The organism is Novosphingobium barchaimii LL02, from assembly GCF_001046635.1.
GTDB lineage: Bacteria > Pseudomonadota > Alphaproteobacteria > Sphingomonadales > Sphingomonadaceae > Novosphingobium > Novosphingobium barchaimii.
In genome coordinates this window covers 144,121-170,846 of sequence record NZ_KQ130452.1, presented here as the reverse complement: position 1 = coordinate 170,846, position 26,726 = coordinate 144,121, and the positions used below count along the sequence as shown (strand labels likewise).

The 26,726-nt window shown below is 64.7% G+C and carries 23 protein-coding genes; 10 read left to right on the top strand and 13 right to left on the bottom strand.

Translation table 11 applies throughout. The features are described from left to right. The first annotated feature begins 79 nt into the window (after window positions 1-79). Entirely contained in the window at window positions 80-3,037 is a 2,958-nt protein-coding gene (locus V474_RS00845; RefSeq protein WP_059149693.1) for a TonB-dependent receptor domain-containing protein, read from the top strand. Between the two features lie 100 nt (window positions 3,038-3,137). Here the strand turns inward: V474_RS00845 and V474_RS00840 are convergent, their stop codons facing one another. After that, window positions 3,138-3,581: a hypothetical protein gene (locus V474_RS00840; protein WP_059149692.1), complete on the bottom strand. Its 444-nt coding sequence runs from the start codon at window positions 3,579-3,581 to the stop codon at window positions 3,138-3,140. Window positions 3,582-3,677: 96 nt separating this feature from the next. Next, window positions 3,678-6,257: an ATP-dependent chaperone ClpB gene (clpB, locus tag V474_RS00835; protein WP_059149691.1), complete on the bottom strand. Its 2,580-nt coding sequence runs from the start codon at window positions 6,255-6,257 to the stop codon at window positions 3,678-3,680. Between the two features lie 306 nt (window positions 6,258-6,563). On the opposite strand from clpB, the gene V474_RS00830 reads away from it, so the two are divergent. From V474_RS00830 to V474_RS00820, 3 genes are all read left to right on the top strand, one after another. Next, window positions 6,564-7,019 carry a nuclear transport factor 2 family protein gene (locus V474_RS00830; RefSeq protein ID WP_059149690.1) on the top strand — a complete coding sequence of 152 codons (456 nt, stop codon included), beginning with the start codon at window positions 6,564-6,566 and terminating at the stop codon, window positions 7,017-7,019. A gap of 96 nt (window positions 7,020-7,115) precedes the next feature. Continuing rightward, window positions 7,116-10,049, top strand: coding sequence for a M16 family metallopeptidase (locus V474_RS00825; RefSeq protein WP_059149689.1), 2,934 nt, complete (start codon window positions 7,116-7,118; stop codon window positions 10,047-10,049). A gap of 11 nt (window positions 10,050-10,060) precedes the next feature. After that, on the top strand, window positions 10,061-10,363 hold the full coding sequence (locus V474_RS00820) for a hypothetical protein (RefSeq protein ID WP_059149688.1): 303 nt from the start codon (window positions 10,061-10,063) through the stop codon (window positions 10,361-10,363). Between the two features lie 400 nt (window positions 10,364-10,763). Here V474_RS00820 and gatB read toward each other — a convergent pair whose 3' ends face one another. From gatB to rpsU, 6 genes are all read right to left on the bottom strand, one after another. Further along, window positions 10,764-12,260, bottom strand: coding sequence for an Asp-tRNA(Asn)/Glu-tRNA(Gln) amidotransferase subunit GatB (gene gatB, locus V474_RS00815; RefSeq protein WP_059149687.1), 1,497 nt, complete (start codon window positions 12,258-12,260; stop codon window positions 10,764-10,766). Window position 12,261: 1 nt separating this feature from the next. Further along, on the bottom strand, window positions 12,262-13,746 hold the full coding sequence (gene gatA, locus V474_RS00810; protein WP_059149686.1) for an Asp-tRNA(Asn)/Glu-tRNA(Gln) amidotransferase subunit GatA: 1,485 nt from the start codon (window positions 13,744-13,746) through the stop codon (window positions 12,262-12,264). Further along, the gene (gene gatC, locus V474_RS00805) at window positions 13,746-14,048 is read right to left on the bottom strand and encodes an Asp-tRNA(Asn)/Glu-tRNA(Gln) amidotransferase subunit GatC (protein WP_043976262.1); all 303 of its coding nucleotides are present in this window, start codon (window positions 14,046-14,048) and stop codon (window positions 13,746-13,748) included. Before gatC ends, gatA begins: the two co-directional genes overlap by 1 nt. 116 nt (window positions 14,049-14,164) lie before the next feature. Continuing rightward, window positions 14,165-14,674, bottom strand: a complete 510-nt coding sequence (locus tag V474_RS00800) for an FKBP-type peptidyl-prolyl cis-trans isomerase (protein WP_407938305.1) — start codon at window positions 14,672-14,674, stop codon at window positions 14,165-14,167. 11 nt (window positions 14,675-14,685) lie between these two features. Next, window positions 14,686-15,264 (bottom strand): FKBP-type peptidyl-prolyl cis-trans isomerase, encoded by a 579-nt coding sequence (locus V474_RS00795; RefSeq protein ID WP_059149684.1) that lies wholly within the window; start codon window positions 15,262-15,264, stop codon window positions 14,686-14,688. Window positions 15,265-15,429: 165 nt separating this feature from the next. Beyond that, entirely contained in the window at window positions 15,430-15,636 is a 207-nt protein-coding gene (rpsU, locus tag V474_RS00790) for a 30S ribosomal protein S21 (RefSeq protein WP_043976268.1), read from the bottom strand. A gap of 301 nt (window positions 15,637-15,937) precedes the next feature. On the opposite strand from rpsU, the gene crcB reads away from it, so the two are divergent. The 5 genes from crcB to V474_RS00765 are packed head-to-tail and all read left to right on the top strand — an operon-like array spanning window position 15,938 to window position 19,296. Continuing rightward, the gene (gene crcB, locus V474_RS00785; RefSeq protein ID WP_059149683.1) at window positions 15,938-16,357 is read left to right on the top strand and encodes a fluoride efflux transporter CrcB; all 420 of its coding nucleotides are present in this window, start codon (window positions 15,938-15,940) and stop codon (window positions 16,355-16,357) included. Further along, window positions 16,354-17,730, top strand: coding sequence for an RluA family pseudouridine synthase (locus V474_RS00780; RefSeq protein ID WP_059149682.1), 1,377 nt, complete (start codon window positions 16,354-16,356; stop codon window positions 17,728-17,730). Before crcB ends, V474_RS00780 begins: the two co-directional genes overlap by 4 nt. 6 nt (window positions 17,731-17,736) lie before the next feature. Further along, on the top strand, window positions 17,737-18,387 hold the full coding sequence (locus tag V474_RS00775; protein WP_059149681.1) for an HAD-IA family hydrolase: 651 nt from the start codon (window positions 17,737-17,739) through the stop codon (window positions 18,385-18,387). Continuing rightward, window positions 18,384-18,593, top strand: coding sequence for a hypothetical protein (locus V474_RS00770; protein ID WP_059149680.1), 210 nt, complete (start codon window positions 18,384-18,386; stop codon window positions 18,591-18,593). Before V474_RS00775 ends, V474_RS00770 begins: the two co-directional genes overlap by 4 nt. 10 nt (window positions 18,594-18,603) lie before the next feature. Continuing rightward, window positions 18,604-19,296, top strand: coding sequence for an ATP12 family chaperone protein (locus V474_RS00765; protein WP_059149679.1), 693 nt, complete (start codon window positions 18,604-18,606; stop codon window positions 19,294-19,296). Between the two features lie 154 nt (window positions 19,297-19,450). Here the strand turns inward: V474_RS00765 and V474_RS00760 are convergent, their stop codons facing one another. From V474_RS00760 to V474_RS00740, 5 genes are all read right to left on the bottom strand, one after another. Further along, on the bottom strand, window positions 19,451-19,999 hold the full coding sequence (locus V474_RS00760) for an outer membrane protein (protein WP_059149678.1): 549 nt from the start codon (window positions 19,997-19,999) through the stop codon (window positions 19,451-19,453). 297 nt (window positions 20,000-20,296) lie between these two features. Next, window positions 20,297-20,917: an ABC-type transport auxiliary lipoprotein family protein gene (locus V474_RS00755; RefSeq protein ID WP_059149677.1), complete on the bottom strand. Its 621-nt coding sequence runs from the start codon at window positions 20,915-20,917 to the stop codon at window positions 20,297-20,299. Window positions 20,918-20,928: 11 nt separating this feature from the next. After that, window positions 20,929-21,867, bottom strand: a complete 939-nt coding sequence (locus V474_RS00750) for an MlaD family protein (RefSeq protein WP_059149676.1) — start codon at window positions 21,865-21,867, stop codon at window positions 20,929-20,931. 9 nt (window positions 21,868-21,876) lie between these two features. Next, the gene (locus tag V474_RS00745) at window positions 21,877-22,794 is read right to left on the bottom strand and encodes an ABC transporter ATP-binding protein (protein WP_059149675.1); all 918 of its coding nucleotides are present in this window, start codon (window positions 22,792-22,794) and stop codon (window positions 21,877-21,879) included. Next, on the bottom strand, window positions 22,791-23,906 hold the full coding sequence (locus tag V474_RS00740) for an ABC transporter permease (protein ID WP_059149674.1): 1,116 nt from the start codon (window positions 23,904-23,906) through the stop codon (window positions 22,791-22,793). The genes V474_RS00745 and V474_RS00740 overlap by 4 nt, the downstream gene beginning before the upstream one ends. A gap of 171 nt (window positions 23,907-24,077) precedes the next feature. Between V474_RS00740 and V474_RS00735 the strand changes: the two genes are divergently transcribed. After that, entirely contained in the window at window positions 24,078-26,726 is a 2,649-nt protein-coding gene (locus tag V474_RS00735; protein ID WP_059149673.1) for a valine--tRNA ligase, read from the top strand.

Sequence of the window (26,726 nt, the reverse complement as noted above, 5' to 3'; positions counted from 1 at the left end):
TCTCGAAAGCTGGCAACGGGTCACTTGGTGGAATTGGTCACGCATCCACCCGGGGAACGACGCAACAAGGGACACACAAGTGAAAAAAACCTTCCAGAAGGCCGCCCTCCGGGGCGCGACCTGCCTGTCGGCAGCATCGTTGGCGCTCTTCGCAATTCCGGCTTTCGCTCAGGACACCACCCCCCAGGCAGCAGATGAAGCCGACGCCGACGTGGGCGAAGCCATCGTCGTCACCGGCTCGCGCATCCAGACGGGCGCGCCCACCACGGCCGCTCCGGTCCAGGTGCTCGGTTCGGAACAGATCCAGAGCACCGGCTCGGTGAACATCCAGGAAACGCTACTCAAGAACCCGGTGTTCGGCACGCCAACCTATTCGCGCACCAATACCTCGTTCTCGACCAGCGGCGCCGGTCTGGCGACGGTCGACCTTCGCAACCTCGGCATCGACCGCACCCTGGTCCTGATCAACGGCCGCCGCGTCGTCTCGGGCGTCCCGGGCAGCGCCGCCGTCGATCTCAACATGATCCCGGTGCAGATGCTCGACCGCGTCGAGACCCTGACCTCGGGCAGCGCCTCGGCCGTCTACGGTTCGGACGCGGTCGCGGGCGTAGTCAACTTCGTGCTGAAGGACGACTTCCAGGGCATGCAGTTCGACGTGAAGTCGGGCATCGCCGAAACCGGCGACAACTACACGCTCGACACCAGCGTGATGCTGGGCGGCAACTTCGACGACGGTCGCGGTAACGCAACCCTGTTCGTGGGCTACTCGGAACAGGGCGCAGCCTACATGCGCAACCACAAGACCGAAGCCGGTCGTTCCGACGTGGATAGCATCTCGGCGCTTCTCGTCGGCGAAAGCGACAGCCCGTTCGACAAGTATGCACCCTATTACTCGGGCTACATTCCCCAGGGCACGTACTACACCGACAACGGCGCGTTCACGTACGGCCCCGGCGGCGCACTTCAGCCCTGCGTCGCCACCAACGTCGCAACCTGCTCGAACTCGCTCGGCACCGGCACCGGCCCGACCGGCTTCAACCGTACTGCCCAGCGCTACCTCGCCATTCCGGTGCAGCGCTACAGCGCGTTCATGAACGCACATTACGACGTCACGGACAGTATCACTGCGTTCCTCGAAGGTTCGTTTGTGAGCACCAACGCGAAGTCGAACATCGAAGCCTTCCCGTGGGACACGTCCTACGGCTACGCCGACGGCCAGATGCCGATCGAAACGCTCTTCAACGGCGTCACCTATCGTAACCCGTATGTGCCTGACGCGATCTTCAACGATTCTTCGGACACCAACGGCGACGGCCTGCGCGACATCTTCGTCACCAAGCGCCTGAACGACTTCGGCAACCGTACCTCGTCCTCTACGCAGAACACGTTCCGCGTCGTCGGCGGCTTCCGCGGCGAAATCGCCAAGAAGTGGAACTTCGAAGTCTTCGGCAACTACGGCCAGTCGAACATCACCCAGAACGGCACCGGCCAGATCAACGTTCTGAACTTCGTGAATTCGCAGCAGATCATCCCCGATGGCGCTGGCGGCTACCAGTGCGCCAGCGAGGCTGCGCGTCAACAGGGCTGCGTCCCTGCAAACGTCTTCGGCACCGGCAGCCTTGCAAACGCCCTCGACTACCTGCAGGCACCCAGCACCTACACCGCCGTGCAGAAGCAAACCCAGGTCGGCGGCAACATCTCCGGTGGCATCACCAACCCGCTGGGCGCGGACGACATCGGCATCTCGATCGGCGCCGAATATCGCCGTGAAGCCCAGGATGCACGTTGGGACGCTCTCCAGACGGCCGGTCTGAACGGCGGCAATGCCCTTCCGCCCACCGTCGGGAGCTTTGACGTCAAGGAAGTCTATGGCGAAGCCCGACTCCCGCTGGTGACCGACAGCTTCGTCCACGATCTGTCGATCCGCGGCGCGGCGCGTTACTCGAAGTACAGCACCGTTGGCGGCACCTTCAGCTGGAATGCCGGTGCTGAATTCGCGCCGATCCGCGATGTCCGCTTCCGCGCGATGTACGCTCAGACGGTCCGCGCTCCGAACATTGCGGAACTCTTCGCTGGCCGCAGCCAGGACTTCCCGCAGGTGCAGGATCCCTGCGTCGGCATCGGCGCAACCGGTGGCGGCGCACTGGGTGACAACTGCCGCGCGGCTCCGGGCGTCCTTGCCAACATCGCGGCAAACGGCGGTGCCTTCGCGCAGACGCAGTCCGACCTTCAGGGCGTGACCAGCTTCTCCGGCGGCAACCCGAACCTGTCCGAGGAAAAGGGCAAGACCCTTACCCTGGGCATGGTCGTCAACCCGGTGTCGATCGACGCGCTGCGTAACCTGACCCTTACGGTCGATTACTTCCGCGTGAAGATCCAGGACGCGATCGTTCAGACCGATCTGAACTACATCCTGAACCAGTGCTACAACAACAATAACCTGTGCGATTTCATCGTTCGCCGCCCGGCAGTGTCGGGTCCGAATAGCTCGGGTTCGCTTGACGAAGTCAACAGCGGCGTCACCAACTCGGGCGGCGTGAAGACTTCGGGCATCGACGTGACGGTGAACTACACCCACTCGTTCGATCTGGGCAACACGCGCCTGAACACCAGCCTGAACGTCGCCTACACCCACCTGCTGTCGGGCTACACCATTCCGCTCGTCACCGAGCAGACGAAGGACTACTTCGAGGGTGAAGTGGGCGCGGCTTCGGATCGCTTCACCGCGAACCTGGGCGTTGGCACCGACGGCTTCCGCATCACCGCGACCGGCACCTACATCGGCGCTTCGTGGATCGACGATCAGTTCGACGGGTATCACGCCTACAAGGTGCACCCCGAGTTCTACCTCGACCTGCAGGCTCGTTTCTTCACCAAGACCGGTGTCGAATTCTTCGTCGGCATGGACAACGTGTTCGACAACGATCCCATCTACATGGCCAGCGTTTCCGGCGCTGCCACCGGCATGGAATCGGACACCGGCACGTACGACCCGCTGGGCCGTCGCTTCTATGCCGGCGCCAAGGTCAAGTTCTGATCCAGGCGCCCGGCGCAAGCCGAGCAAACAGAAAGGGCGGGAAGCTTCGGCTTCCCGCCCTTTTCTCTTGTCGGCATCCTTGTTCGGATAGTGGCCCGGCTTACCGCAGCCGGGTGACGACTGCCTTGCCGTTGAGGCCGTCCACCATCATACGATAGCCGCTCATCAGCCCCTTCTTCACAGTCGCGACCTGACCGGGCCGCACCCATTCGAGGAAATGGCCGCCATCTTCCACTTTCCACGACATGCCGTTCTCCAGCACGATGCGCGTGCCTGAAACCGAACTGACCTTGCTATCGATCTGCTCGACCTCCTTGCGGTCCTGCGGCGCCTTCTGCTTTTCGGCGAGGCCGAACTGGCGCGTCTGGCGGTCAGCCGTCTGCTGCGGAGTTTCGTCCGCCGCCCGTCCCGCCAGCGCATCGTAACAGGCAAGCCGCTGCGTCGCGCCGATCACGCTCACGCATTTCTCCAGCTTGTCCGCCGCCATGGCCGGCGTTGCCGCGAATGCGAGTACGAGTGCCACCGCGGCGATCCTGTTGCCCATTTTCAAGCCCTCCTGTTCCGATGGACCGGCCCCGGCCGGTAACGACCGGAAGCATAGGCAAAAGACCCGGCAGCGCCAAGCGCGATACCGCCGCCTTTACCCCACCGTCATCACCAGCGCGCCGTCGCCATCCTCGATGTGGAGGTGGGACCCGTCGGGCACTTCGCCTGCCAGCAGCTTTTCGGCGAGCGGGTCTTGCAGATAGCGCTGAACCGCTCGCTTCAACGGCCGGGCGCCGTAGACCGGATCGTAGCCCACCCGGCCGAGCCAGCGCTTGGCCGCATCGGTAAGGTCCAGCACGATCTTGCGGTCCTTGAGCAGCTTTTGCACCCGCGCGACCTGGATATCCACGATCGGGCCCATGTCCGCCTGCCCCAGCCGATGGAACAGTACGATTTCGTCGAGACGGTTGAGGAACTCGGGCCGGAAATGTCCGCGCACCACTTCCATCACCTGCGGCTCGACCACATCGACGTCCTGTCCCTCGTCGAGCTGGGTCAGGTACTGGCTGCCCAGGTTCGAGGTCAGGATGATGAGGGTGTTGGTGAAATCCACCACCCGGCCCTGCCCATCCGTCAGCCGTCCATCGTCGAGCACTTGCAGCAGCACGTTGAACACGTCGGGATGCGCCTTCTCGACCTCGTCGAACAGCACGACCTGATAGGGACGGCGGCGCACGGCCTCGGTCAGCACGCCGCCCGATTCGTACCCGACATAGCCCGGAGGCGCGCCGATCAGGCGGGAGACGGCATGCTTTTCCATGAACTCCGACATGTCGATACGTACCATCGCGGTGTCGTCGTCGAACAAGAAGCCGGCCAGCGCCTTGGTCAGTTCGGTCTTGCCGACGCCCGTGGGGCCAAGGAACAGGAACGAGCCGAGCGGCCGATTCGGGTCCTGAAGCCCCGCGCGCGCGCGCCGTACCGCCTTGGATACAGCGGACACCGCATCCTTCTGGCCGATGACGCGCGCACCAATGATGGCCTCCATCTTGAGGAGCTTCTCGCGCTCGCCCTCCAACATCTTGTCGACCGGCACACCGGTCCAGCGGCTGACGACGCCGGCTATGTCATCCTCAGTCACTTCCTCGCGCAGCAAAGCGTTACCGGCAGAGGCCTGCGCCTCGCCCAGTTGCCTTTCCAGCGCCGGGATCGTGCCGTAGGACAGCTCACCCGCGCGGGCGAGGTCGCCCGAACGCTGTGCCTGCTCCAACTCGATGCGCGCGGCGTCCAGTTTCTCCTTGAGCTTGCCCTCGGCGGCGATCTTGTCGCGCTCGTTCTGCCAGCGGGTGGTCAGCTCGCTCGACTGCTGTTCGAGGTTACCCAGTTCCCCGCGCAAGGTGGCGAGGCGGTCCTTCGATGCCTCGTCGCTCTCCTTGCCAAGCGCCATTTCCTCGATCTTGAGCTGGATGATCCGGCGGTCCAGCTTCTCGATTTCCTCGGGCTTGGACTCCACTTCCATGCGGATGCGGCTGGCGGCCTCGTCCATCAGGTCGATCGCCTTGTCGGGCAGGAAACGGTTGGTGATGTAGCGGTTGGACAGGGTCGCCGCCGCCACGATGGCGCCGTCGGTGATGCGCACGCCGTGGTGCAGCTCGTACTTCTCCTTGAGCCCGCGCAGGATCGAAATGGTGTCCTCGACCGTCGGTTCGCCCACAAAGACGGGCTGGAAACGCCGCTGCAGTGCCGCGTCCTTTTCGACGTACTTCTGGTATTCATCCAGCGTCGTCGCACCGATGCAGTGCAGTTCGCCGCGCGCAAGCGCAGGCTTGAGCAGGTTGCCTGCGTCCATGGACCCTTCCGACGCGCCCGCGCCGATCAGCGTGTGCATCTCGTCGATGAACAGGATGATCTGGCCGTCCGCGCCCTTCACCTCGTCGAGCACGGCCTTCAGGCGCTCCTCGAACTCGCCGCGATATTTGGCGCCCGCGATCAGCGAACCCATGTCGAGGGACATCAGGCTGCGGTCCTTCAGGCTGTCGGGCACGTCGCCATTGGCAATGCGCAGCGCAAGGCCCTCAGCGATGGCGGTCTTGCCCACGCCGGGGTCGCCAATCAGCACCGGGTTGTTCTTTGTACGGCGGGCAAGAATCTGGATGGTGCGACGGATTTCCTCGTCGCGGCCAATGACCGGGTCGAGCTTGCCGCTGCGCGCTGCCTCGGTGAGGTCGCGGGCGTACTTCTTCATCGCGTCGTAGGCGTTCTCGGCCCCGGCGCTGTCGGCGGTGCGGCCGCCGCGAAGTTCGGTGATCGCCGCTTCCAGCGACTGCGCCGTGACATTCGCTGCCTTCAGCGCCTGCCCCGCAGGCGTCGTGGTGGCGAGCGCGAGGCCCAGCAGCAGCCGCTCCACGGTAACGAAGCTGTCGCCCGACTTGGTAGCAGCCTGTTCCGCCGCGTCGAGCACACGCACCGCATCGTTATCCAGCCCCGGCGCACCGGCCGCGCCGCTGCCCGATACCGCCGGCACCCTGGCAAGTGCCTTGTCCAGTTCCTGCACTGCGAAGACGGGATTGCCGCCCGCACGCTTGATGAGGCCCGCAGCCATGCCTTCGGGGTCGTCGAGCAATGCCTTGAGGACATGTTCGGGCGCGATACGCTGATGGTTCAAGCGGATCGCGACGGTTTGCGCGGCCTGCAGGAATCCCTTGGCCCGGTCTGTGAATTTTTCGAGATTCATGGGTAATATCGCCTCCTGACCTCGTCGATATGGTGTTGCAGTTTTGCAACACAAGAGCCGCCGACGGAAATTTTCCGGGGCCCATCATTTCGCATGTTCAAGACGAGATTGCCTTGATCGTTCGCAAAACAATCGGCGCCGAAGCGGTCCGCAGCAGAGATGGGTGTACTGTAGGAAATTGCCAGAGGATCTTGGGCGACAGCGTCGCGGGGGCGATAATGAACAACACTGTCTATCAAGGCTTGGCCTCGGCCCCATGACTGCCCTAGCCTCGGCGCAATAATCCAAACGGACGAGGCGGCAACAGTGGCGAAATTCACTCCCCAGCAGGCAGTGGACGTGCTTGCGGTCAAGCAGGTGATCTACGAGTGGGGCGACGAACTCGACATCCACAACGGCCTCTCGATGCGCGCGGCCGACTGTCTGACGCAGGACGTGCGCTATAATGTGGGCGGCCAGTGGCGAGAGGGACTGGAGGCGGTCGAGGCGTTCTATGGGGGCCGGGCCAAAGCGATGCGCAGCGGCGCGGGACTGATGACTATGCGCCACATCATCACCTCGCTACGCATAAGTTTCGACGACGTGGACCACGCAAAGGTCGGCTACCTGTTGGTGTTCTTCGCAGCATTGGGCGACGGACCTTTCGATACGTACTGCGACCCTCTGGCCGTGGCGGACGTGAAGATGGAATGCCGCCGGGACGCAGACGGCGAATGGCGCATTTCGATGTTCGATTCGGGCCAGATCTTCAAACGGGGATGACCCTGCGCCGGCATGTCCGGCGTGCCGCATCCGTTCAGGGCGCCGGCGGGCATTGGCAGGGCTGGCCCTTGCCGAACAAGCTGCTACGCTGGGTCCATGCGACTGTCCCCCACGTCGAGCCTGAGCGCTCTTGCCGCCGCCCTTGCCCTTTCCGCCTGCGCCACCGCAGGTCCGCCCGGAACACCGCCGGCCCCGGCCGTCGCTCCGGGACAGGAGAACCGGTATTCCGCCACGCCCGGCCCAGTAGCAGGCGCGGTTTCTGCGGAAGAACTCGTCTCCCGCGTCGACATTCCGTTCGAAAAGTTCGTGCTGCCCAACGGGCTGACCACCATCGTCCATACCGATCGCAAGGCGCCGATCGTTGCCGTCACGCTGTACTACAAGGTCGGCTCCAAGAACGAGCCGCGCGGCCACACCGGTTTCGCGCACTTGTATGAGCACCTGTTCTTCGGCGGCTCGGCCAATGTGCCCAGCTTCGACATTCCGCTGGAAGGGGCAGGCTCCACGCCCACCAACGGCTCGACCTGGTACGATCGCACCAATTACGTCGAGACGGTGCCCACAGGAGCGCTGGACCTTGCGCTGTTCATGGAGAGCGACCGCATGGGGGCGCTGCTGCCCGCCGTCTCCCAGGACAAACTCGACAAGCAGCGCGGCGTCGTCCAGAACGAGAAACGCCAGGGCGACAACCAGCCCTACGGCCTCGCCGAATATGCCGTGGCCGACGGGCTGTTCCCGGTCGGCCACCCCTACCGCCATTCCACTATCGGCTCGATGGCGGACCTCGACGCCGCCACGCTTACCGATGTGCGCAAGTGGTTCACCGAGCACTACGGCCCGAACAACGTGGTGCTGGTGCTCTCGGGCGACATCGACGCGGCCACGGCCAAGCCCAAGGTGGAAAAATGGTTCGGGCAGATCCCCAAAGGCCCCGATGTCGCGCCCGTGCAAGCCGGTCCGGTCACGCTGCCCGCGCCAATCTCGCGCGACATGACCGACCAGGTCCCCGTCCTGCGCCTTACTCGCCAGTGGAGCGGGCCCGGCCTTAACGATGGCGATGCTCCGGCGCTGCGCGTCGGCATGCACATCCTGGGCGGCCTTGCCAGCTCGCAGCTCGACAATGCGCTGGTGCGCGGATCGCAGCAGGCGGTATCGGTCAGCGCCTCGGCGCAGGTCTACCAGCAGGTCAGCGTGCTTGAAGCCTCGATGGACGTGAAGCCCGGCGTCGAACGCGCCGCCGCCGAAGCCGCGCTCGACAAGGTCATCACCGATTTCGTCGCCCGCGGCCCAAGCGAGGACGAAGTGCGCCGCGCCGTCGTCAGCACGCTTTCTGCCGAAATCGGCGGACTGGAGCAGGTCGGCGGCTTTTCCGGCAAGGGCGCCACCCTTGCCGAAGGGCAGGTCTATTCCGGCGATCCCGCCAAGTACAAAGCGGACCTCCAGGCCATCGCCGCCCTCACGCCGCAGAACGTCCACGAAGCGCTGCGCAAATGGCTAAGCCGCCCGGTCTACAAGCTGGCCATCGTGCCCGGCGCGCGTACCGAGAACGGCAACGTCATGGGCGGATGGGGCGACGAAAAGGAAACCGCCGCTCCGCCGGCCGATGCCAAGACCAAGACCGCCAAGCTGGCTCCGGCGCCCAAGCGCACCTCACCCCCGGTCGCGCCGGTGGGCGAACTTGCTTTCCCGGCGATCGAGCGCACTACCTTGTCGAACGGCATCCCGGTGGTGCTGGCGCGCCGCACCGCCGTGCCCAAGCTGGTCGTATCCATCGACTTCGACGCGGGCTTTGCCGCCGACGCGCTCGATACGCCGGGGACACAGGGGCTGATGCTCGACATGCTGGAGGAAGGCACCAAAACCCGCAACGCCACCCAGATCGCCGAGGAGCAGGAACGTCTGGGCGCCTCCATCGGCACCACGGCCAGCCTCGACACCAGCAGCGTGATGCTGAGCGCGCTGAGCGCCAATCTGGCGCCCTCGCTGGCGTTGACCGCAGACCTGCTGCTCCATCCCGCTTTCGCACAGGCCGATTTCGATCGCACGCGCGGACAGGCGCAGGCCCAGCTCTCGCAGGCGGAATCGACGCCCAGCGCCCTCGCCGCCCGCACGCTCAGCAGCGAACTTTACGGCAGCCATCCCTATGCCCAGCCCGGCGACGGCCTTGGGACACGGATCTCGCTCGCCGCGCTGACCCCTTCGGCTCTGCGCGCCGCCCATGCCAAGTGGCTGCGCCCCGACCTCGCCCGGATCACCGTGGTCGGCGACGTCACCATGGCGGAATTGAAGCCGCTGCTGGAAAAGGCGCTCGGCGGGTGGAAGGCCCCGGCCGCCGCCAAACCGGTAAAGGTGCTCGACGCGCAGACGCCCGCGCCTGCATCGCGCATCGTTCTGATCGACCGGCCCAATTCGCCGCAGTCGGTGATCTACGCCGGACGCGTCCTGCCGCTAACCGGTCGCACCCCGGGCGAGGAGCCCCTGATGCTGGCCAATGATGTGGTCGGCAACGGTTTCCTCTCACGCCTGAATGCCGACATTCGCGAGGACAAGGGCTGGAGCTACGGCGTGCGCACCGGGGTGACCCAGTCCATCGGCCCGCGCGCACTGCAGATCATGGCGCCGGTGCAGGCCGACCGCACCGGCGATTCAATCAGCGCGATCATCAAGGATATGACCGCCTTCCCGGCCAAACAGCCGGTCTCCGCCGAAGAATACCAGCGCGTCACCGAAGGCGCCATCCGGGCCCTGCCGACCCAATTCGAAACCAACAGCGCGGTCCTCTCCGCCATCGTCAAGAACGACCGGCTGGGCCGGCCTGAAGACTATTACGTACGCCTCGCTGCTACCTACCGCGCCATCGACGCCAGGCGGATCGGCGCGGCCGCAGGGCAGTACCTGCAACCCGCTGACCTGACCTGGGTGATCGTCGGGGACCGCAAGATCGTGGAACCGCAGCTCAAGGGGCTCAGTTTACCGGTAGAGGTCCGCGAGGCCCCCACCGCCATCGGCGACGAAGGCGAACAACAGTAAGGAGTACCCGAATGTCCGTTGCAGGAACCTACGATTGCGTGACCAACACGCCGCTCGGCAAGCAAAAGGGCGTGCTCACCGTGCTGCCCGGCGAAGCTGACAGCTTCACCGGGCACATCTCGGGCGATCTGGGCAGCATGGATATCACCGACGGGCGTATCAGCGGGCAATCGCTGACGTGGTCGATGAAGATGACCACACCAATGCCGATGGACCTCGATTGCAAGGCCACGGTGGAAGGCGATAGCCTGACCGGGCAGATCAAGGCCGGCATGTTCGGGTCGATGGAACTGACGGGTACGCGGCAGGCATAGGAGCGCGCTGCCCGAATACACGAAAGCCCGGTACCGCGCGCTCCATTGGGCGCAGTACCGGGCTCCCTCACCCCCCCAGGTGAGCTCGTGCGGCAAGATCAGAGTGCCCCCGCGCCGCAGCGTCGGTCTCCGGCCGTACCTATCCGCGCGCTTCGCACACGCAGCATTTGGCGTGCGCGTACCCGCGCACATGTCATGGAATAGTTGGAAAGACCCCCCGTCCTTCCGGCGCAATCGATAACACCAGGACTGCCGAAGACAAGCGGATTATTGCCGAAACACCCACTGACGGCCATCTGCGATGCTTAACAGCGCCGGAGTGTTACGCAGGTGCAACACGAAGTGCCCGATGGGGGGTAGGAAGGCGGCGGCAACCCCGGGTTGCCGCCGGATAGTTGCCTCAGCCCAGCTTGGACTTGAGGATTTCGTTGATGACGCCCGGGTTGGCCTTGCCCTGCATGGCCTTCATCGTCTGACCGACGAAGAAGCCGAACAGCGCGACCTTGCCGCCCCGGTACTGTTCCACCTTGTCGCTATTGGCGGCGAGGATCTCGTCCACCTTGGCTTCGATGGCACCGGTGTCGCTTTCCTGCTTGAGGCCTTCGCGCTCGACGATGGCCGTGGCACCCTCGCCGGTTTCCAGCATGATCTCCAGCACCTGCTTGGCGATCGAGCCGGAAATAGTGCCCTTGCCGACCAGCGCCAGCAGTTCGGCCGCCTGCTCATGGCTGACGGGCGATTCGTCGAGCGACTTGCCCAGCTTGTTGAGCGCGCCGAACAGTTCCGAAATCAGCCAGTTGGCCGCCTGCTTGGCGACCTCGGCGGGCTGCTTGCCCTGCGCCAAAGCAGTTTCCGCGAGCAGCGCCTCGAACCAGCGGAACGTATCCACATCGGCGGTCAGTACGGCGGCGTTATAGGCCGACAGGCCCAGTTCGCCCTCGTAGCGCGCGCGCTTGGCGTCGGGCAGTTCAGGCAGCGATGCGCGGCAATTCTCGAGGAACGCGTCCTCCAGCACCAGCGGCAGCAGGTCCGGGTCCGGGAAGTAACGATAGTCGTGCGCGTCTTCCTTCGAGCGCATCGAGCGGGTCGAGCCGGTGTTCGGATCGAACAGGCGCGTTTCCTGGACGATCTTGCCGCCGCCCTCGATCACGTCGACCTGGCGGTTCGCCTCGTGTTCGATCGCCTGCATGACGAAGCGCACCGAGTTGACGTTTTTCGTCTCCGTCCGCGTGCCCAGTTCGTCACCGGGGCGGCGCACCGACACGTTGACGTCGGCGCGCATCGAACCCTGGTCCATGTTGCCGTCGCACGAGCCGACGTAACGCAGGATCGTGCGCAGCTTGGACAGGTAGGCCCCTGCTTCGGCCGGGCTGTTCATATCGGGACGGCTGACGATCTCCATCAGCGCCACCCCCGAACGGTTGAGGTCGACATAGGACATCGTCGGGTGCTGGTCGTGCATCAGCTTGCCCGCGTCCTGCTCGACGTGAATACGTTCGACGCCGATGACCTTGGCCTCGGGAATGCCGGCCTTCTCGTCCGCCTCGATGGTCAGGCTGCCCTCGCCCACGATCGGGTGGTAAAGCTGGCTGATCTGGTAGCCCTGCGGCAGATCGGCGTAGAAGTAGTTCTTGCGGTCGAAGCGCGACCACTTGTTGATCTGCGCGTCGATGGCCATGCCGGTGCGCACGGCCTGGCGGATGCACTCGCCGTTCAGCACGGGCAACATGCCCGGCATCGCCGCGTCGATCAGCGATACCTGGCTGTTCGGCTCCGCTCCGAAGGCCGTTGCCGAGCCGGAGAACAGCTTGGAATTGGAGGTGACCTGCGCGTGGACCTCAAGGCCGATCACGACCTCCCAGTCCCCGGTGGCGCCCTGAATGCGATACGTGCTCATATTACCACCACTTCTCAGGCTTGGCCGTGAACCCGGCGCGGGCTTCGATCGCGAGGCCGGCGTTCAGCACGCCCTGCTCGTCGAGCGGGCGGCCGATGATCTGCAGGCCAAGCGGCAGGCCCTGTGCGTCGAGACCCGCAGGCACCGACATCGCCGGCAGGCCGGCAAGGCTGGCAGGCACGGTGAACACGTCGTTGAGGTACATCGACAGCGGATCGTCGACATTCTCGCCCAGCGCGAAGGCGGCGCTCGGCGCGGTCGGGGTCAACAGCACGTCGACCTGCTCGAAGGCCTTCGCAAAGTCCTGCGAGATCAGCGTGCGGACCTTCTGGGCCTGGGTGTAATACGCGTCGTAGAAGCCCGCCGAAAGCACGTAAGTGCCGATCAGGATACGGCGCTTCACCTCGTCGCCGAAACCGGCGGCGCGGGTAGCGGCGTACATGTCCTGCAGGCCGGCGCCGTCGGGCAGATCGCGCAGGCCGTAGCGCACGCCGTCATAGCGCGCGAGGTTCGAGGACGCCTCGGCAGGCGCGATGATGTAGTAGGCGGCCAGCGCATACTTGGTGTGCGGCAGCGAAACCTCGACTACTTCCGCGCCCGCGTCCTTCGCCCAGGCAATGCCCTGCTCCCAGATCGCGTCGACCTCGGCAGGCATGCCATCGACCCGGTATTCGCGCGGGATGCCGACCTTTTTGCCTTTGAGATCGCCCGAAAGGCTGGCCGTCCATGCCGGAACCGCGAGGTCGAGACTGGTCGAATCCTTGGGATCGAAGCCTGCCATCGCTTCCAGCATGATCGAGCAGTCGGTGACGTCGCGCGCCATCGAACCGGCCTGATCGAGCGAGCTGGCATAAGCCACCACGCCCCAGCGCGAGCAGCGCCCGTAGGTCGGCTTGATGCCCACGGTGCCGGTGTAGGCGGCGGGCTGGCGGATCGAGCCGCCGGTGTCGGTGCCGGTGGCCGCTGGCGCGAGGCGCGCCGCGATCGCTGCCGACGAACCGCCCGAAGAACCGCCCGGCGTCAGCTGCGCATTGCTGCCGCGACGCTGCCACGGCGAGATCACGTTGCCGAAATAGCTCGACTCGTTCGAGGAGCCCATCGCGAACTGGTCGAGGTTGAGCTTGCCCAGCATGCCGGCGCCCGCTTCCCACAACTTGCGCGAGACGGTCGATTCGTAATGCGGCACGAAGCATTCCAGCATGCGGCTGGCGGCCGTGGTCTGCACGCCTTCAGTGGCGAACAGGTCCTTCATGCCGATCGGCACACCGGCCATCGGGCCAAGCGCCTGACCGGCACTGCGCGCGGCGTCGACGGCCTTCGCGGCCTCGATCGCCTTTTCAGGGGTCGCGACGATAAAGGCGTTCAACGCGCTCTGTGCGGCGGCAACATTGGCGTTGAACGCCTCGGCCACTTCGACGGCGGAGAACTGGCCGGCGGCAACGCCGTCACGGATGGCGGCAACGCCGAGATCAGTAATGTTGGTCATTATTCGATCACCTTGGGCACGCCGAAGAAGCCATGCTGCGCGGCGGGGGCATTGGCCAGCACGGCGTCGCGCCGGTCGCCGCCAGTCAGCGGGTCGGCATTGATGACGTCTTCGCGCAGGCGCAGGGTGTTGGGGATGACGGCGGTCATCGGTTCGACGCCGGTGACGTCGACTTCGCCGAGTTGCTCCACCCAGGCGAGAATGCCGTTCAGCTCGGGCACCATCGCCTCAAGCTCGGCCTCGCTCACCTTAAGGCGCGCGAGACTGGCGATCTTCGCCACGGTTGCGGTATCGACCGACATGGCTTTCCTTCACGGTTTAGCCCGGCGCGCAAGGCTTGGCGCCGGGGCGGTATTCGATTGCGCGCGCTAGCATCGGGCCAGCGCGGCTTCAAGCACGGGCACGCCGGCAGCGGCGGCTATTGGCCCGGTTGGGGAGCGGGAGCCGGGGCTTGCTGGCCCTGCAACTGCTGATCGTGCATCTGCTGCATCACCGCGATCTCGTCGGGCGTCTTGAAATCGAGCAGATCGATCTCGAACACAAGGGTCGCGTTTGCCGGGATCGGACCGGACGCCTGCGCACCGTATCCCAATTCGGGCGGGATGGTCAGCTTGTACTTGCCGCCGCGCTGCATTTGGACAAGGCCAAGTGCGAAACCGGGGACGACCTCGTCCAGCGCCATCGGCATCTTCTGGTTCTCGTCGAACACAGTGCCGTCCGGCAGCATTCCTTTGTAGTTGATGAGAACGTAGGAATGCTCGGGCGGCTTCTCGCCGGTGCCCGGGGTCAGCGTTTCCACACGAACCTTGGGCGCGACGGATGCTGCCGCCGGGGATGGAGCCGCCGGAGCAGTCGACGCAGGCGCGGCACCCAAGGACACCGCCGCCGCGAGAACGAGAGCCGCCAACCGGCCGGCGTTACCAGGCATCATCGAAGCGATCAGCGCTGGGCCGGAGCCGCACCAGGAACGCCCGGCATCTCACCCGGAGCGCCCGGCATGCCGGGCACCGCGCCGGGCGCGCCGCCCTGCTGCTGCTGCATTTGCTGAAGCTGCTGCATGATGCGCTGCTGCTGCTGAATTTCGGCGAGGCTCTTGTAGTCGAGCAGTTCAACTTCGAACTTCAGGTCAGCATTGGCGGGAATCGCCGAACCGGCAGGCGGGGTCGCCCCGTAGGCCAGCGCCGAGGGAATCTCTACCATGTACTTGCCGCCACGCTGCATCTTCATGAGCGCCTTGCTGAAGCCGGGCACGAACTGCGCGACCGGGTTAGGGTAGCCCTTGTTCTGGTCGAACACGGTGCCGTCCTGAAGCATGCCCTTGTAATTGATCAGCACGACGTCTTCCATCGTCGGCGAATCGCCCGTGCCCGCGCTCAGCGTCTTCACGGTCGGAGTCGGCGGCAGTGCCGCATAGGCGATACCGCCGGCTGCCAGAGCGACCACGGCGACGCCCAGCCAGATCTTGGTAAGCGAACCCTTGGTGATCGGCTGAAGCGCAACGCGGGTAATCTCTGTCATGGACCTGCCTCGTATTCGGAAAAATTGTGGATTCGTGCCCGAAATGGCGCATGCACAAAGGGCGCGGAAAGGAAATTCCGCGCCCTCATGGCTCAACCCGGCGCGGCGTTCAAGCCGCAAGCCGTGATTTCGAGGTGCCCTGCGCAAAAGCGCAGGAAACGGGCCTTACTTGGCGCCGTCACGCTCCATGCGCTTACGCTCCAGCTTACGGGCACGGCGCACAGCAGCGGCCTTTTCACGGGCGCGCTTCTCGGACGGCTTTTCGAAGTGACGGCGCAGCTTCATTTCACGATACACGCCTTCACGCTGCAGCTTCTTCTTGAGCGCACGAAGAGCCTGATCGACGTTGTTGTCGCGAACGAGAATTTGCATAAACCGACACACCTCACAAAATACGAACGGGGCCCGACCCACACCTTTCGGCGAGTCGAACCGCGAATCCTAGAGCCAAACCAAGGCCGCAACCGGCGAGGGTACGGCTCGAATGGCCGGCCCGTTACCAAAGTGACGCCTTGAAGACAAGTCCTAAGGGCCAATTGCAGCTGCGAAAGCACCGGGAAAAGCCATCAGGCCCATCCCGATACCGCAATCACGTAACGCTCTATATATAGCAATCCGCCCGCCATGCCCACCGCAGTTGGAAATTTGCCGATTCGCGTCTAAGGCGGGCGCCATGCCCCAACCTTCCTTTCTTGCAGCCTCGCTATACGTGGCGTGCGGCGGTGCCTTTGGCTCCTGGCTGCGCTTCCTCGTCGGCCGGTGCTGGAGCGCCGCGCTCGGCCCCGTGCGCGCCGGGGCGTTTCCTTACGGCACGCTGACAGTGAACATCGCCGGCAGCCTGCTGATGGGCCTGCTCGCAGGCTCGCTTGCAAGGTCTGGCCAGGGAGCGGGAATGCATGGCGAAGCGACACGCCTGCTGCTCGCCGTCGGCGTACTCGGCGGTTTCACTACTTTCTCGTCGTTCAGTCTCGACACCGTCACGCTCATCGAGCGCGGCGATGTCGGCACGGCTGCACTCTATTGCGGCCTTTCGCTGGCCGCGGGTTTCGCCAGCCTGTTCCTCGGCCTTATCATGATGCGGAGCGTGGCATGAAGCCCGGCAATACCCCCGAAAATACCGATTCCGTCCGCCAGTTCACTGTCGGCAAAGACGATGAAGGCGTGCGCCTCGACCGCTGGTTCAAGCGCCACCTGCCCAACATCGGCTTCGCCATGGTCTCGCGCTGGGCGCGTACCGGCCAGATCCGCATCGACGGCAAGCGCGGCGATGTCGATACCCGGCTCGCCGCCGGCCAGATCCTGCGCGTACCTCCGGGAGGCGAAGCGAAGCCGGGGCTCGGCGGCGCCGACATGCCGCGTCGCGAACTGACCGAGGAAGAGATCGCCCTCGCCGATTCGATGGTGCTGACGCAGGACCGCGCCGCGATCGTGCTGAACAAGCCTCCGGGCCTCGCCACGCAGGGCGGTTCCGGTCAGAAGGAACACGTCGACGGGTTGCTCGACGCTTATGTGGAACGCGGACCGCGTCCGCGCCTCGTCCACCGGCTCGACAAGGATACTTCGGGCGTACTGCTGATTGCCCGCACGCCGGGCAGCGCCGCGTTCTTCTCCAAGCGCTTCTCGGGGCGCACCGCGCGGAAGATCTACTGGGCGCTGGTGGTCGGCGTGCCGCACATCCACGAAGGCATGATTGAACTGCCCCTCGCCAAGCAGCCGGGCACCGGCGGCGAGAAGATGCATGTCGATGAGAAGGAAGGCCAGACCGCGCGCACCCGCTACCGCGTGATCGACCGCGCCGGCAACCGCGCGGCCTGGGTCGAACTGCACCCGCTGACCGGCCGCACCCACCAGCTGCGTGTCCACATGGCGGCGATCGGCCACCCCATAGTCGGCGACGGCAAGTACGGTGGCCAGGAAGCCTTCCTGACCGGCTCGATCAGCCGCAAGATGCACCTGCACGCGCGCCGCCTGATCATCGAGCACCCGGACGGCACCCCGCTGGACGTGACCGCGCCCCTGCCCGAACACTTCGCCAACTCGCTGGAGCAGCTCGGCTTCGAGGAATCCGAAGGCGAAATGCCGGAAGAGGCATCGAACGAGTTCACCAAGGACGAGCGCAAGAAGGCGGCCAAGCAACACGCCAAGGAGTACCGCAAGGAACGCCGCGGCGAGCGCCATAACCGCAGCGACAGCCCCTCGGGCCGGGTGCGTTCGGGCAAGCCTTCGGCCAAGCCCGGCGCCAAGGCGATCGGCAAGCTGGGCGGCAAGCCGGTGGGCAAGCCCGGCGCAAAGCCTGCTGGCAAGTCGTTCGGCAAACCGGCTGGCAAGCCCGCCGGCCCGCGTGCTGGCGGTCCCTCGGCGCGTCCGGGCGGCGGCAAGCCTTCCGGGCCGCGTACCGGCGGCGGCACGGGCGCAGCGCGCAAGCCGTCCGGCGCGCCCCGCGGCGCTCCGCGCGGCCGTGGCTGATCGGCGATGAAGCTGGCGGTATTCGACTGCGACGGCACCCTGGTCGATGGCCAGGCGCCGATCTGCGAGGCGATGGAGGCGGCGTTCGCGGCCTTCTCGCTGCCTGCACCCTCGCGCGGGGCGATCCGGCGCGCGGTCGGGCTTTCGCTCCCGCAGGCGATCCGCCAGCTTCTGCCCGCATCGGGCGCCGAGCAGCAGCACGCCATGGCGGAGGCATACAAGCTCTCGTTCCGCTCCGCGCGGGAACAGGGCCGCGTCGCCCAGCCGCTGTTCCCCGGTATCGAGAACACCCTGCGCGGCCTGCACGCCGCAGGCTGGACGCTGGGCGTGGCGACCGGAATGTCGGATCGGGGCCTGACCCACTGCCTCGCCGCCAACGGCATCGCCGACCTGTTCATTACACTCCAGACCGCCGACCGGCATCCCTCCAAGCCCCATCCGGCGATGCTGGAGCAGGCGCTGTTCGAAGCCGGCGCCCAGCCTGCCGAGGCAGTGATGATCGGCGATACCGTCTACGACATCGAGATGGCCGGCGCCGCGCAAGTGCGCGCCATCGGTGTCGACTGGGGCTATCACCACCCGCGCGAACTGACCGGGGCCGGCGCAGAGATCGTGGTGGAGAGCCCTGAGCTGCTTCTGGCTCACCTTATCGCATGAGCGACCCGGCCGCCGCCCGCTTCGCCATGATTCAGGTGACGCGCATTTTCGGCGTCGCCTGTGTGATCGCGGGTATGCTGATGGCGAACGGCCGCCTGTTCGCAGGCGCTCCGGTCTGGATCGCCTACCTGATTCTCGCCATTGGCCTCGTCGGTATCTTCGTCATTCCGGTAAAAATGGCCCGCAAGTGGCGCACCCCTAAATAGAGCGATCCAGATGAAGCGATTCTACAAGGAAGCCAGCATTGAGCAGGCCGATGGCGGCTGGCGCGCGGTCCTCGACGGACGCGGTATCCGCACTGCCGGGGGACGAGCGCAAATCGTGCCGACCGAGGCATTGGCCGCGGCCCTCGCCGCCGAATGGGCAGGCCAGGGCGACACCATCGAGGCCTCCACCTTCCACTTCCGCGATCTTGCGGACTTCGCGATCGACGCCATTGCTGGCAACCACGACGCCGTGATCGCCGAACTGGTGCCCTATGCCGAGACCGATACGCTGTGCTACCGCGCCGATCCCGACGAAGCGCTTTACAAGCGCCAGGCGGAAATCTGGGAACCACTGCTGTCCGCCTTCGAGGCGCGCCTTGGCGTGCGCTTCACGCGCGTCTCAGGCATCATGCACAAGCCCCAGCCCGAAGCCACGCTGGCGTGTCTGCGGACTGAACTGAAAGCGTGCGACGACTTCCAACTGGCCGCGTTGAAGATGCTCTCCAGCCTCTCCGCGTCGCTGGTCATCGCGCTGGAGGCGATCCGCCCCGATGCCGACGCCGACGCCCTATGGAAGGCCGCCGAGTTGGAAGCCGACTGGCAGGTCGAACTCTGGGGCGAGGACTGGGAAGCCACCCAACTGCGCATCACGCGGTTCACGGCCTTCAAGCTGGCGATGAAGCTGGTCGAACTGGCACGGTAAGGGCCAAGGGCCGCGGGTAGCCGTCCTTGTCTTAACTTCTCCCGTATCGCATCCGGTTCGGCACCTCGGCCAACAAAAAACCCGCCCCGGACGAATCCAGGGCGGGCCTCCTGTCAAAGCAGGCGCATGGGAACGCCCGCCCTTTTTATTGAGATCAGAACTTCGCACCCAGCGCGATGAGCGCGTTGTGGCGGCTGAAGTCGGATTCGTAGTTCGAGTAGCGGTACTCAGCCTTTACGAAGAGCTGCTCGGTCAGGTCGTACTGGGCGCCCGCGCCGAGACGGAAACCGTCGCCGTTCGCGCCTTCGCTGAAGCTGTCGGTGCCGTTGGTGTAGGTGGCGCGGATGCGGGCATTGGTGTAGCCGCCGAGGACGTAGAGCTTGCTCTTCTCGCCCACAGTGGTGCCAAGACGCACGAGAGCCGAGAGATCACGGCCGGTCTTGATGCAGGCGCGCTCGGCGCCGACAGTTGCGCATTCCTTGGTGCTGCTGTCTGCAACGGTGCCCTGCACGCCGACGAACATTCCGCCGGACAGCGGCATGTCGTAACCCGCGGTCACGCCGTAGCTGACGCCTTCGTCGGACTCACCCTGCACCGAGATTACGTCGAGACCGGTTTCGGCCTGAACGAAAGCCTGTGCATTGGCGGCAGCCGGAACGGCGAACAGCGCGGCGGCGGCCGCTGCGGTGACGAACTTCTTCATGGTATGCTCCTGCAAATTCTTATTGGCCCGCGCCGTTTCAGGCGGTGGGACGCGCCCCTTAGCCGGGGAGAATTTGTCGGCAAACCATGGAGTTGAAACAGGGTGTCATGAAAACGTCATTGTGATTAATAAGCCACAACGACAACAGATGAAGAACTGTGTTTCCACCCTGATCTAGGGGGATTTCACCCAAGTTCAAAATTATCGCAGACCGTGGTCAAACTATTTTCGGCACCACAGCCCTTCGTTGATGGCCTGAGGGCCCCTACGGGCCTCAAGCCCGCAGAAACCTGCCATTCAACCCTTCACCCAGTCCGCAACCTGCCGCGCGACGTCATTCGCCGCCTGGTTGAGTGCCACTCCCACGGGCTTGGCCTTGGCTTCCACTCCGCTCACCACGGCCTCGAACCGCCGCGACTGGATTGGCGCGCCGCCGCGATCGGTACGGATCGCATCGAAGCGCACGATGACGGCGCTGCGCTGCGCGTCATAGCCCATCTGCAGCAGCCGTCCGCCGATCAACGTCCGACCGGTGACCTCGAAATCGCCGCCTTCCACCACCAGCTGCCCGGTGCGGGCACGCAGGGTTTCGGCCAGCACGGAGCGGAACTGCCTCGTGGGCTTTTCGATCCAGAGTGCGTCCTTGAGGTACGCCACGCTGGACGCATCGACCGTGACCGGCACGCGCAGTACATCCAGCCCGCGATCCGCTTCAGGATCAAGGACGACGATCGCCTCGCTGAGCTGGCCGCTGGAGGTGGCCCCTGCGGGCGCAGTTTCCTGCGGGGTGAGGCGCATCAGCTCGTCAGGCGGCTTGGTGCCCAGGCTGACGCAGCCCGATAGGGTAAGCGCAGCCGCGACAGCCATGAAGCCGGCGCGATAGATGCTGCCTACGCGGATCTTGTGCAAGCGGGTCATCGCGCTTTCCTTCACGGCTTATAGTCGGGCAGCTTCTGCCCCTTGAGCAATGCGCCGGCGCCCTGCTCGTCGATCTTCTCGGTGACGTTGCGCAGTGCCTTGCTGGTCGCACGCAGATCGCGGATCGCGGCTTCAGCAGCGGGCAGGGTCTGCTGCGACACCTGATCCAGCGCCGGCTGTGCGTGCTGCATCGTTCTGTCGAGTTGCTCCATCGACTTCTGCGCAGAAGCCAGCGTCTTGCGCAGCTGATCGGCCAGTGAACTGCCCTCACCGCCAAGCAGATCGTCGGCCTTGCCGGCCACGCCCTGGAACGCCTTGAGCGTCTGCGTCGCCTGCGCGAGGGTTCCGCGCATCTCCACCATCGTCGCGCGGAATTCCGGCGTCGCCTGCGAGAGGTCTGCGGTCATCTTGTCGGTGTTCTTGAGGATGCCCGTGATCGACTTGCGGTTATCCTCGGACAGCATCTGGTTGAGATTTTCTGTCAAAGTCGCCAGCCGCTCCATCAGCAGCGGTGCGTTGCTCAGGATTTCGCCGAAGCCGCCCGGCTTGGTCGGGATCACCGGCACACCTTCCGGTCCCGGCTCCGTGATGAGCGGCGCGCCCTTGACGGCACCGGCCAGTTGGATGTCGGAAACGCCGGTGAAGCTGCCCTGCACGGTGGCGGTAGTGCCGATCGTGATGGGAACCTTCTCGTCCACCTTGACGCGCACGCGCACGAAGCTGGGGTCCTGCGGCCAGAGTTCGATCCGGGTTACCTGCCCCGCCGGCACGCCGGCATAGCTGACCTCCGAACCCTTCGCGAGACCGTCGACCGACTGCTTGAAGAAAATGTCGTATTCGTTCTGGCTGCCTTCATTCAGGCGTGCGATCCAGATGACGAACACCGCCAGAGCCGCCAGCAGCACCAGCGTGACGGCTCCGACCCATACGTGATTGGCCCGTGTTTCCATCGCTGTGACCTATGCCCCCGGCTTTCTGATATCTATGCTGTCGGCGCCGCCCATAACGGCCGGCTCCACCTCGCGAGAGGTTGAAGACGGTTCAACGGCCTTTGCCGCATCCTGTTCCGGCGCTACCGCCGGGTCGCCTTTTCCGGCCAGCGCCGCACGGCCGCGCGGGCCGTTGAAATATTCCTGGATCCATGGATGATCGAGCGCCAGAAGTTCCGGGATCGTGCCCACCGCGATCACCTGCTTGTCAGCCAGCACCGCAACGCGGTCGCAAATGGCGTAAAGCGTGTCCAGATCGTGGGTGATCAAAAATACGGTGAGGCCCAACGTTTCCTTGAGTTCGCGGGTCAGGCTGTCGAACGCGGCAGCACCGATCGGGTCGAGGCCGGCGGTCGGCTCGTCGAGAAACAGCAGTTCAGGGTCGAGCGACAGAGCGCGGGCCAAGCCGGCGCGCTTCTTCATGCCGCCAGAAAGCTCGTTGGGATATTTGAACGCCGCTTCCTCGGGCAGGCCGGAGAGGCGGACCTTGAACCGGGCGATCTCGCTGCGCAGTTCGTCAGTGATTTCCGGGAAGAACTGCTTGAGCGGCACTTCCACGTTCTCACCCACGGTCAAGGTAGAGAACAGCGCGCCGCCCTGGAACAGCACGCCCCAACGCGAGCGCAGGTCGATCGAGTCTTCCTCGGTCGAATCGCCCATCTTGTGGCCCAGCACGGTTATCTCGCCGGCGGTCGGCTGCTGCAGCCCGATGATAGCGCGCATCAGCACCGACTTGCCGGTGCCCGAGCCGCCGACCACGCCAAGGATCTCGCCGCGGCGGACCTTGAGCTGCAAATCCTCGTGGATCACATGATCGCCGAAGGTGTTGCGCAGGCCTTTGACGACGATCGGGAAGTCATCTGAGGTGGCGGGCGAAAGGTCGGTCATGCCCAGCCGATCTTGGTGAAGAAGATGGCAAAAAAGGCGTCGAGCACGATGACCGTAAAAATCGCGGTGACCACCGCCTGGGTAGTGCGCGCGCCCACTTCCTCGGCGTTGGTCGTCACCTGCATCCCCTGATAGCACCCCGCCAGCGCCACGATCAGCGCAAAAACCGGGGCTTTGATAAGGCCAATCCAGACGTCTGTAATAGGCACTACTTCCTGCGTGCGCTGGAGGAAGGTCCAGAACGGGATGTCGAGCGCGAAATTGGCGATAGTGGCGCCGCCGATGATCGCCAGCACCGAGGAATAGAAGCCCAGCAGCGGCATCATCAGCATCGAGGCCAGCACGCGCGGCACCACCAGCGCTTCCATCGGCGAGACGCCGATCGTACGCATGGCGTCGACCTCCTCGGTCAGCTTCATGGTGCCGATCTGCGCGGCGAAGGCGGAACCGGAGCGGCCCGCGACCATGATCGAGGTCATCAAGATGCCCAGTTCGCGCATTGAAAGGCGGCCGGTCAGATTGATGGTATAGATTTCGGCGCCGAACTGCGCGAGCTGCACCGCGCCCTGCTGGGCGATCACGATGCCGATCAGAAAGCTCATCAGGCCCACGATCCACAGCGAGTTGATGCCCACATACTGCATGTGAAAGATCAACGCGGTGCCGCGCAGGCGCGACGGGCGGCGAATGACCTGGCCGAACGCGATGATAAGTTCGCCAAGGAAGCCGATCAGCTTGTAAAGGCCATTGCCCCACAGCGCCACCATATCGCCCAGATCGGCAAGGGTGCGGGGTATCAGCGATAGTTCTGGTTCCGGCTCTGCCGCCGGTTCTTCCATGTTACCTATGGCGGCGAAAAGGCGGCGCGCCTGCTCGCTCTCACCGATGACTTCGAGGCCGCGTTCGCCCGCATAACGGGTAACGAGCCAGGCGCCGGTAGTGTCGATATCGGTGACGCCGGACATGTCGACCCGCGTGAAGTTCCCGCTCAGACCAGCCAATTTAGCGTCGAGATTGCCCAGGGAATGGACGCGCAGCGGCCCCTTGAGCGCCAGGACATGGTCGCCGCCTTGGTCGTTTTCCGACAGGGTGAATTCAGCCCATTCCCGCATATTCGCTCGTATCGTGGAAAAAGCGTGGCCCGGCAAGAGGTTCCAGGGCTGCGACGAATTGTTTCGTTTACGTATCAATCCATCCTTGCCAGCCGCTTGCGGCAAAACCGTGGCAATGCAGCACTATTGGCTTCTTGCGCGCAAACCCGCGCACTGGCAAAGCCCGGCGCCATGACCGAAGAGATTTCAGAAGCCGCACTCGACAAGACTTTCGACCCCGCCCGGATCGAGGCCAAGTGGTTCGCCCATTGGGAAGAAAAGAACCTCTTCCGCCCTGAGCGCCCGGAAGCGGCGCCCTTCACCATCGTCAATCCGCCGCCGAACGTGACGGGTAGCCTGCACATCGGCCACGCGCTCGATAACACGCTTCAGGACGTGGTCATCCGTTACGAGCGCCTGCGCGGCAAGGATGCGCTATGGGTGGTCGGCACCGACCACGCCGGCATCGCCACACAGATGGTGGTCGAGCGTCAGATGGAAGCGAAGCAGGACAAGCGTACCAACTACACGCGCGAAGGCTTCATCGAGAAGGTCTGGGAGTGGAAGGCGGAAAGCGGCGGCACCATCACCGGCCAGCTGCGCCGCCTGGGCTGCTCGATGGACTGGAGCCGCGAGCAGTTCACCATGGACCCGCACTTCACGCGCGCCGTGGTCAAGGTCTTCGTCGACCTGCACAAGCAGGGCCTCATCTACCGCGACAAGCGGCTGGTGAACTGGGATCCCAAGCTCAAGACCGCGATCAGCGATCTCGAAGTGGAAACCCGCGAGATCAATGGCAGCTTCTGGCACTTCAAGTACCCGCTTTCGGACGGGTCGGGCCACATCATGGTAGCCACCACCCGCCCCGAGACGATGCTGGCCGACATGGCCGTCGCCGTGAACCCGGCGGACGAGCGCTACAAGCCGCTGCTGGAACGCGGCGCCACGGTGACGCTGCCGATCACGGGCCGCGAAATTCCCATCGTCGCCGACGAACACGCCGACCCGGAACTGGGTTCGGGCGCGGTGAAGATTACGCCGGGCCATGATTTCAATGACTTCGAGGTTGGCAAGCGCGCCGGCTTCAAGGCCGCCGACATGCTCAACATGCTCGACGCCGAAGCGAAAGTGCAGCAAACCTCGGACGGCCTGATCCCGCACGAATTCATCGGCATGGACCGCTTCGATGCCCGCAAGCGCGTGGTCGAGATGCTCGACGACGACGGCCTGCTCGAAAAGGTCGAGGACCGCGTGATCGCAACGCCTTACGGCGACCGCGGCGGCGTTGTGATCGAACCCTGGCTGACCGACCAGTGGTACGTCGATGCCGAAACCCTCGCCAAGGCGCCGCTGGAAGCCGTGCGCACCGGCCAGATCGAGATCGTCCCCAAGACCTGGGAGAAGACCTTTTTCAACTGGATGGAGAACATCCAGCCCTGGTGCGTTTCACGCCAGCTGTGGTGGGGTCACCGCATCCCGGCATGGTTCGCCGAGGATGGCGAAATTTTCGTCGCCGAAACCGAGGAAGAAGCTCAGGCGCTTGCCGGCAACAAAAAGCTGACCCGCGACGAGGACGTCCTCGATACCTGGTTCTCCAGCGCTCTGTGGCCTTTCGCCACGCTTGGCTGGCCGGACGAAGACGCACCGCTGCTCGCCAAGCATTACCCCAACGACCTGCTCGTTTCCGGTTTCGACATCCTCTTCTTCTGGGATGCGCGCATGGCGATGCAGGGCATCCACTTCATGAAGGAAGTGCCGTGGAAGCGGCTCTACCTACATGGCCTGGTGCGCGCCGCCGACGGCCAGAAGATGTCCAAGTCCAAGGGCAACGTGGTCGACCCGCTCGGCCTCATCGACCAGTACGGCGCCGACGCGCTGCGCTTCTTCATGACCGCCATGGAGAGCCAGGGCCGCGACGTGAAGATGGATGAAAAACGCGTCGAGGGTTACCGCAACTTCGCCACCAAATTGTGGAACGCCGCGCGTTTCTGCCAGTCGAACGGCATCGCCGCCAGCACTTCGATTGCAGCCCCCGCCGCCACTTCGGCGGTAAACCGCTGGATCATCGGCGAAGTCGTCGAAACCGTCGCCGCGCTGGACAAGGCCATGGCGGACTTGCGCTTCGACGCTGCCGCCAACGCGATCTACCACTTCGTCTGGAACCAGTTCTGCGACTGGTACATCGAACTGATCAAGGGTCAGTTCGATGACGAGACGAAGGCCGTGGCCGGCTGGGTGCTCGACCAGATCCTTGTCATGCTCCACCCCTTCATGCCCTTCGTCACCGAAGAGCTGTGGAGCAAGATGGGCGCGCGTGAGAACGAGCTTATCGTGGCGCACTGGCCCGCCCCCGAGGCCAAGGTCGATGCGTCCGCCAAGGTCGAAGTCGAATGGCTGATCGCGCTGGTCGGCAATTTGCGCGGCGCCAAATCGGAACTGGGTATCTCGCCCGGCGCCCGCCTGACCGCCTACCTTGCAGAGCCGTCCGAGACGACCCGCGCAGTGATCGACCGCAACGCCGTGGCGATCGACCGCCTTGCCCGTCTCGACGCGATCCGCTTCGAGGCGGCGCCGGCAGGGCCTGCCATGCAGGTCGGTGCAGGCGATGCGATGCTGGCGATCCCGCTGGACGGCGTGATCGACCTCACCGCCGAAAAGGCCCGTCTGGAAAAGGCGCAAGCAGCGTCGATCAAGGAGCGCGATTCGCTGGCCAAGCGGCTGGACAACCCCGCCTTCGCCCAGAAAGCCAAACCCGAAGCGGTAGAGAAGGCACGCGCCGATCACGCCGCTCATGCTGCCGAAGCGGAACGGCTGGCGGCTGCGCTGGCACGGCTGGGCTAA

Coding starts and splice junctions, on each gene's coding strand:
- clpB (WP_059149691.1), bottom strand. CDS start 6,257: ATGAATCTCGAAAAATTCACAGACCGGGCCAAGGGATTCCTGCAGGCC.
- V474_RS00780 (WP_059149682.1), top strand. CDS start 16,354: ATGAAGCCCGGCAATACCCCCGAAAATACCGATTCCGTCCGCCAGTTC.
- V474_RS00745 (WP_059149675.1), bottom strand. CDS start 22,794: ATGACCGACCTTTCGCCCGCCACCTCAGATGACTTCCCGATCGTCGTC.
- V474_RS00840 (WP_059149692.1), bottom strand. CDS start 3,581: ATGGGCAACAGGATCGCCGCGGTGGCACTCGTACTCGCATTCGCGGCA.
- V474_RS00760 (WP_059149678.1), bottom strand. CDS start 19,999: ATGAAGAAGTTCGTCACCGCAGCGGCCGCCGCCGCGCTGTTCGCCGTT.
- V474_RS00820 (WP_059149688.1), top strand. CDS start 10,061: ATGTCCGTTGCAGGAACCTACGATTGCGTGACCAACACGCCGCTCGGC.
- gatB (WP_059149687.1), bottom strand. CDS start 12,260: ATGAGCACGTATCGCATTCAGGGCGCCACCGGGGACTGGGAGGTCGTG.
- V474_RS00755 (WP_059149677.1), bottom strand. CDS start 20,917: ATGACCCGCTTGCACAAGATCCGCGTAGGCAGCATCTATCGCGCCGGC.
- V474_RS00825 (WP_059149689.1), top strand. CDS start 7,116: ATGCGACTGTCCCCCACGTCGAGCCTGAGCGCTCTTGCCGCCGCCCTT.
- V474_RS00735 (WP_059149673.1), top strand. CDS start 24,078: ATGACCGAAGAGATTTCAGAAGCCGCACTCGACAAGACTTTCGACCCC.
- V474_RS00775 (WP_059149681.1), top strand. CDS start 17,737: ATGAAGCTGGCGGTATTCGACTGCGACGGCACCCTGGTCGATGGCCAG.
- V474_RS00740 (WP_059149674.1), bottom strand. CDS start 23,906: ATGCGGGAATGGGCTGAATTCACCCTGTCGGAAAACGACCAAGGCGGC.
- crcB (WP_059149683.1), top strand. CDS start 15,938: ATGCCCCAACCTTCCTTTCTTGCAGCCTCGCTATACGTGGCGTGCGGC.
- rpsU (WP_043976268.1), bottom strand. CDS start 15,636: ATGCAAATTCTCGTTCGCGACAACAACGTCGATCAGGCTCTTCGTGCG.
- gatA (WP_059149686.1), bottom strand. CDS start 13,746: ATGACCAACATTACTGATCTCGGCGTTGCCGCCATCCGTGACGGCGTT.
- V474_RS00765 (WP_059149679.1), top strand. CDS start 18,604: ATGAAGCGATTCTACAAGGAAGCCAGCATTGAGCAGGCCGATGGCGGC.
- V474_RS00795 (WP_059149684.1), bottom strand. CDS start 15,264: ATGACAGAGATTACCCGCGTTGCGCTTCAGCCGATCACCAAGGGTTCG.
- V474_RS00800 (WP_407938305.1), bottom strand. CDS start 14,674: ATGCCTGGTAACGCCGGCCGGTTGGCGGCTCTCGTTCTCGCGGCGGCG.
- gatC (WP_043976262.1), bottom strand. CDS start 14,048: ATGTCGGTCGATACCGCAACCGTGGCGAAGATCGCCAGTCTCGCGCGC.
- V474_RS00770 (WP_059149680.1), top strand. CDS start 18,384: ATGAGCGACCCGGCCGCCGCCCGCTTCGCCATGATTCAGGTGACGCGC.
- V474_RS00750 (WP_059149676.1), bottom strand. CDS start 21,867: ATGGAAACACGGGCCAATCACGTATGGGTCGGAGCCGTCACGCTGGTG.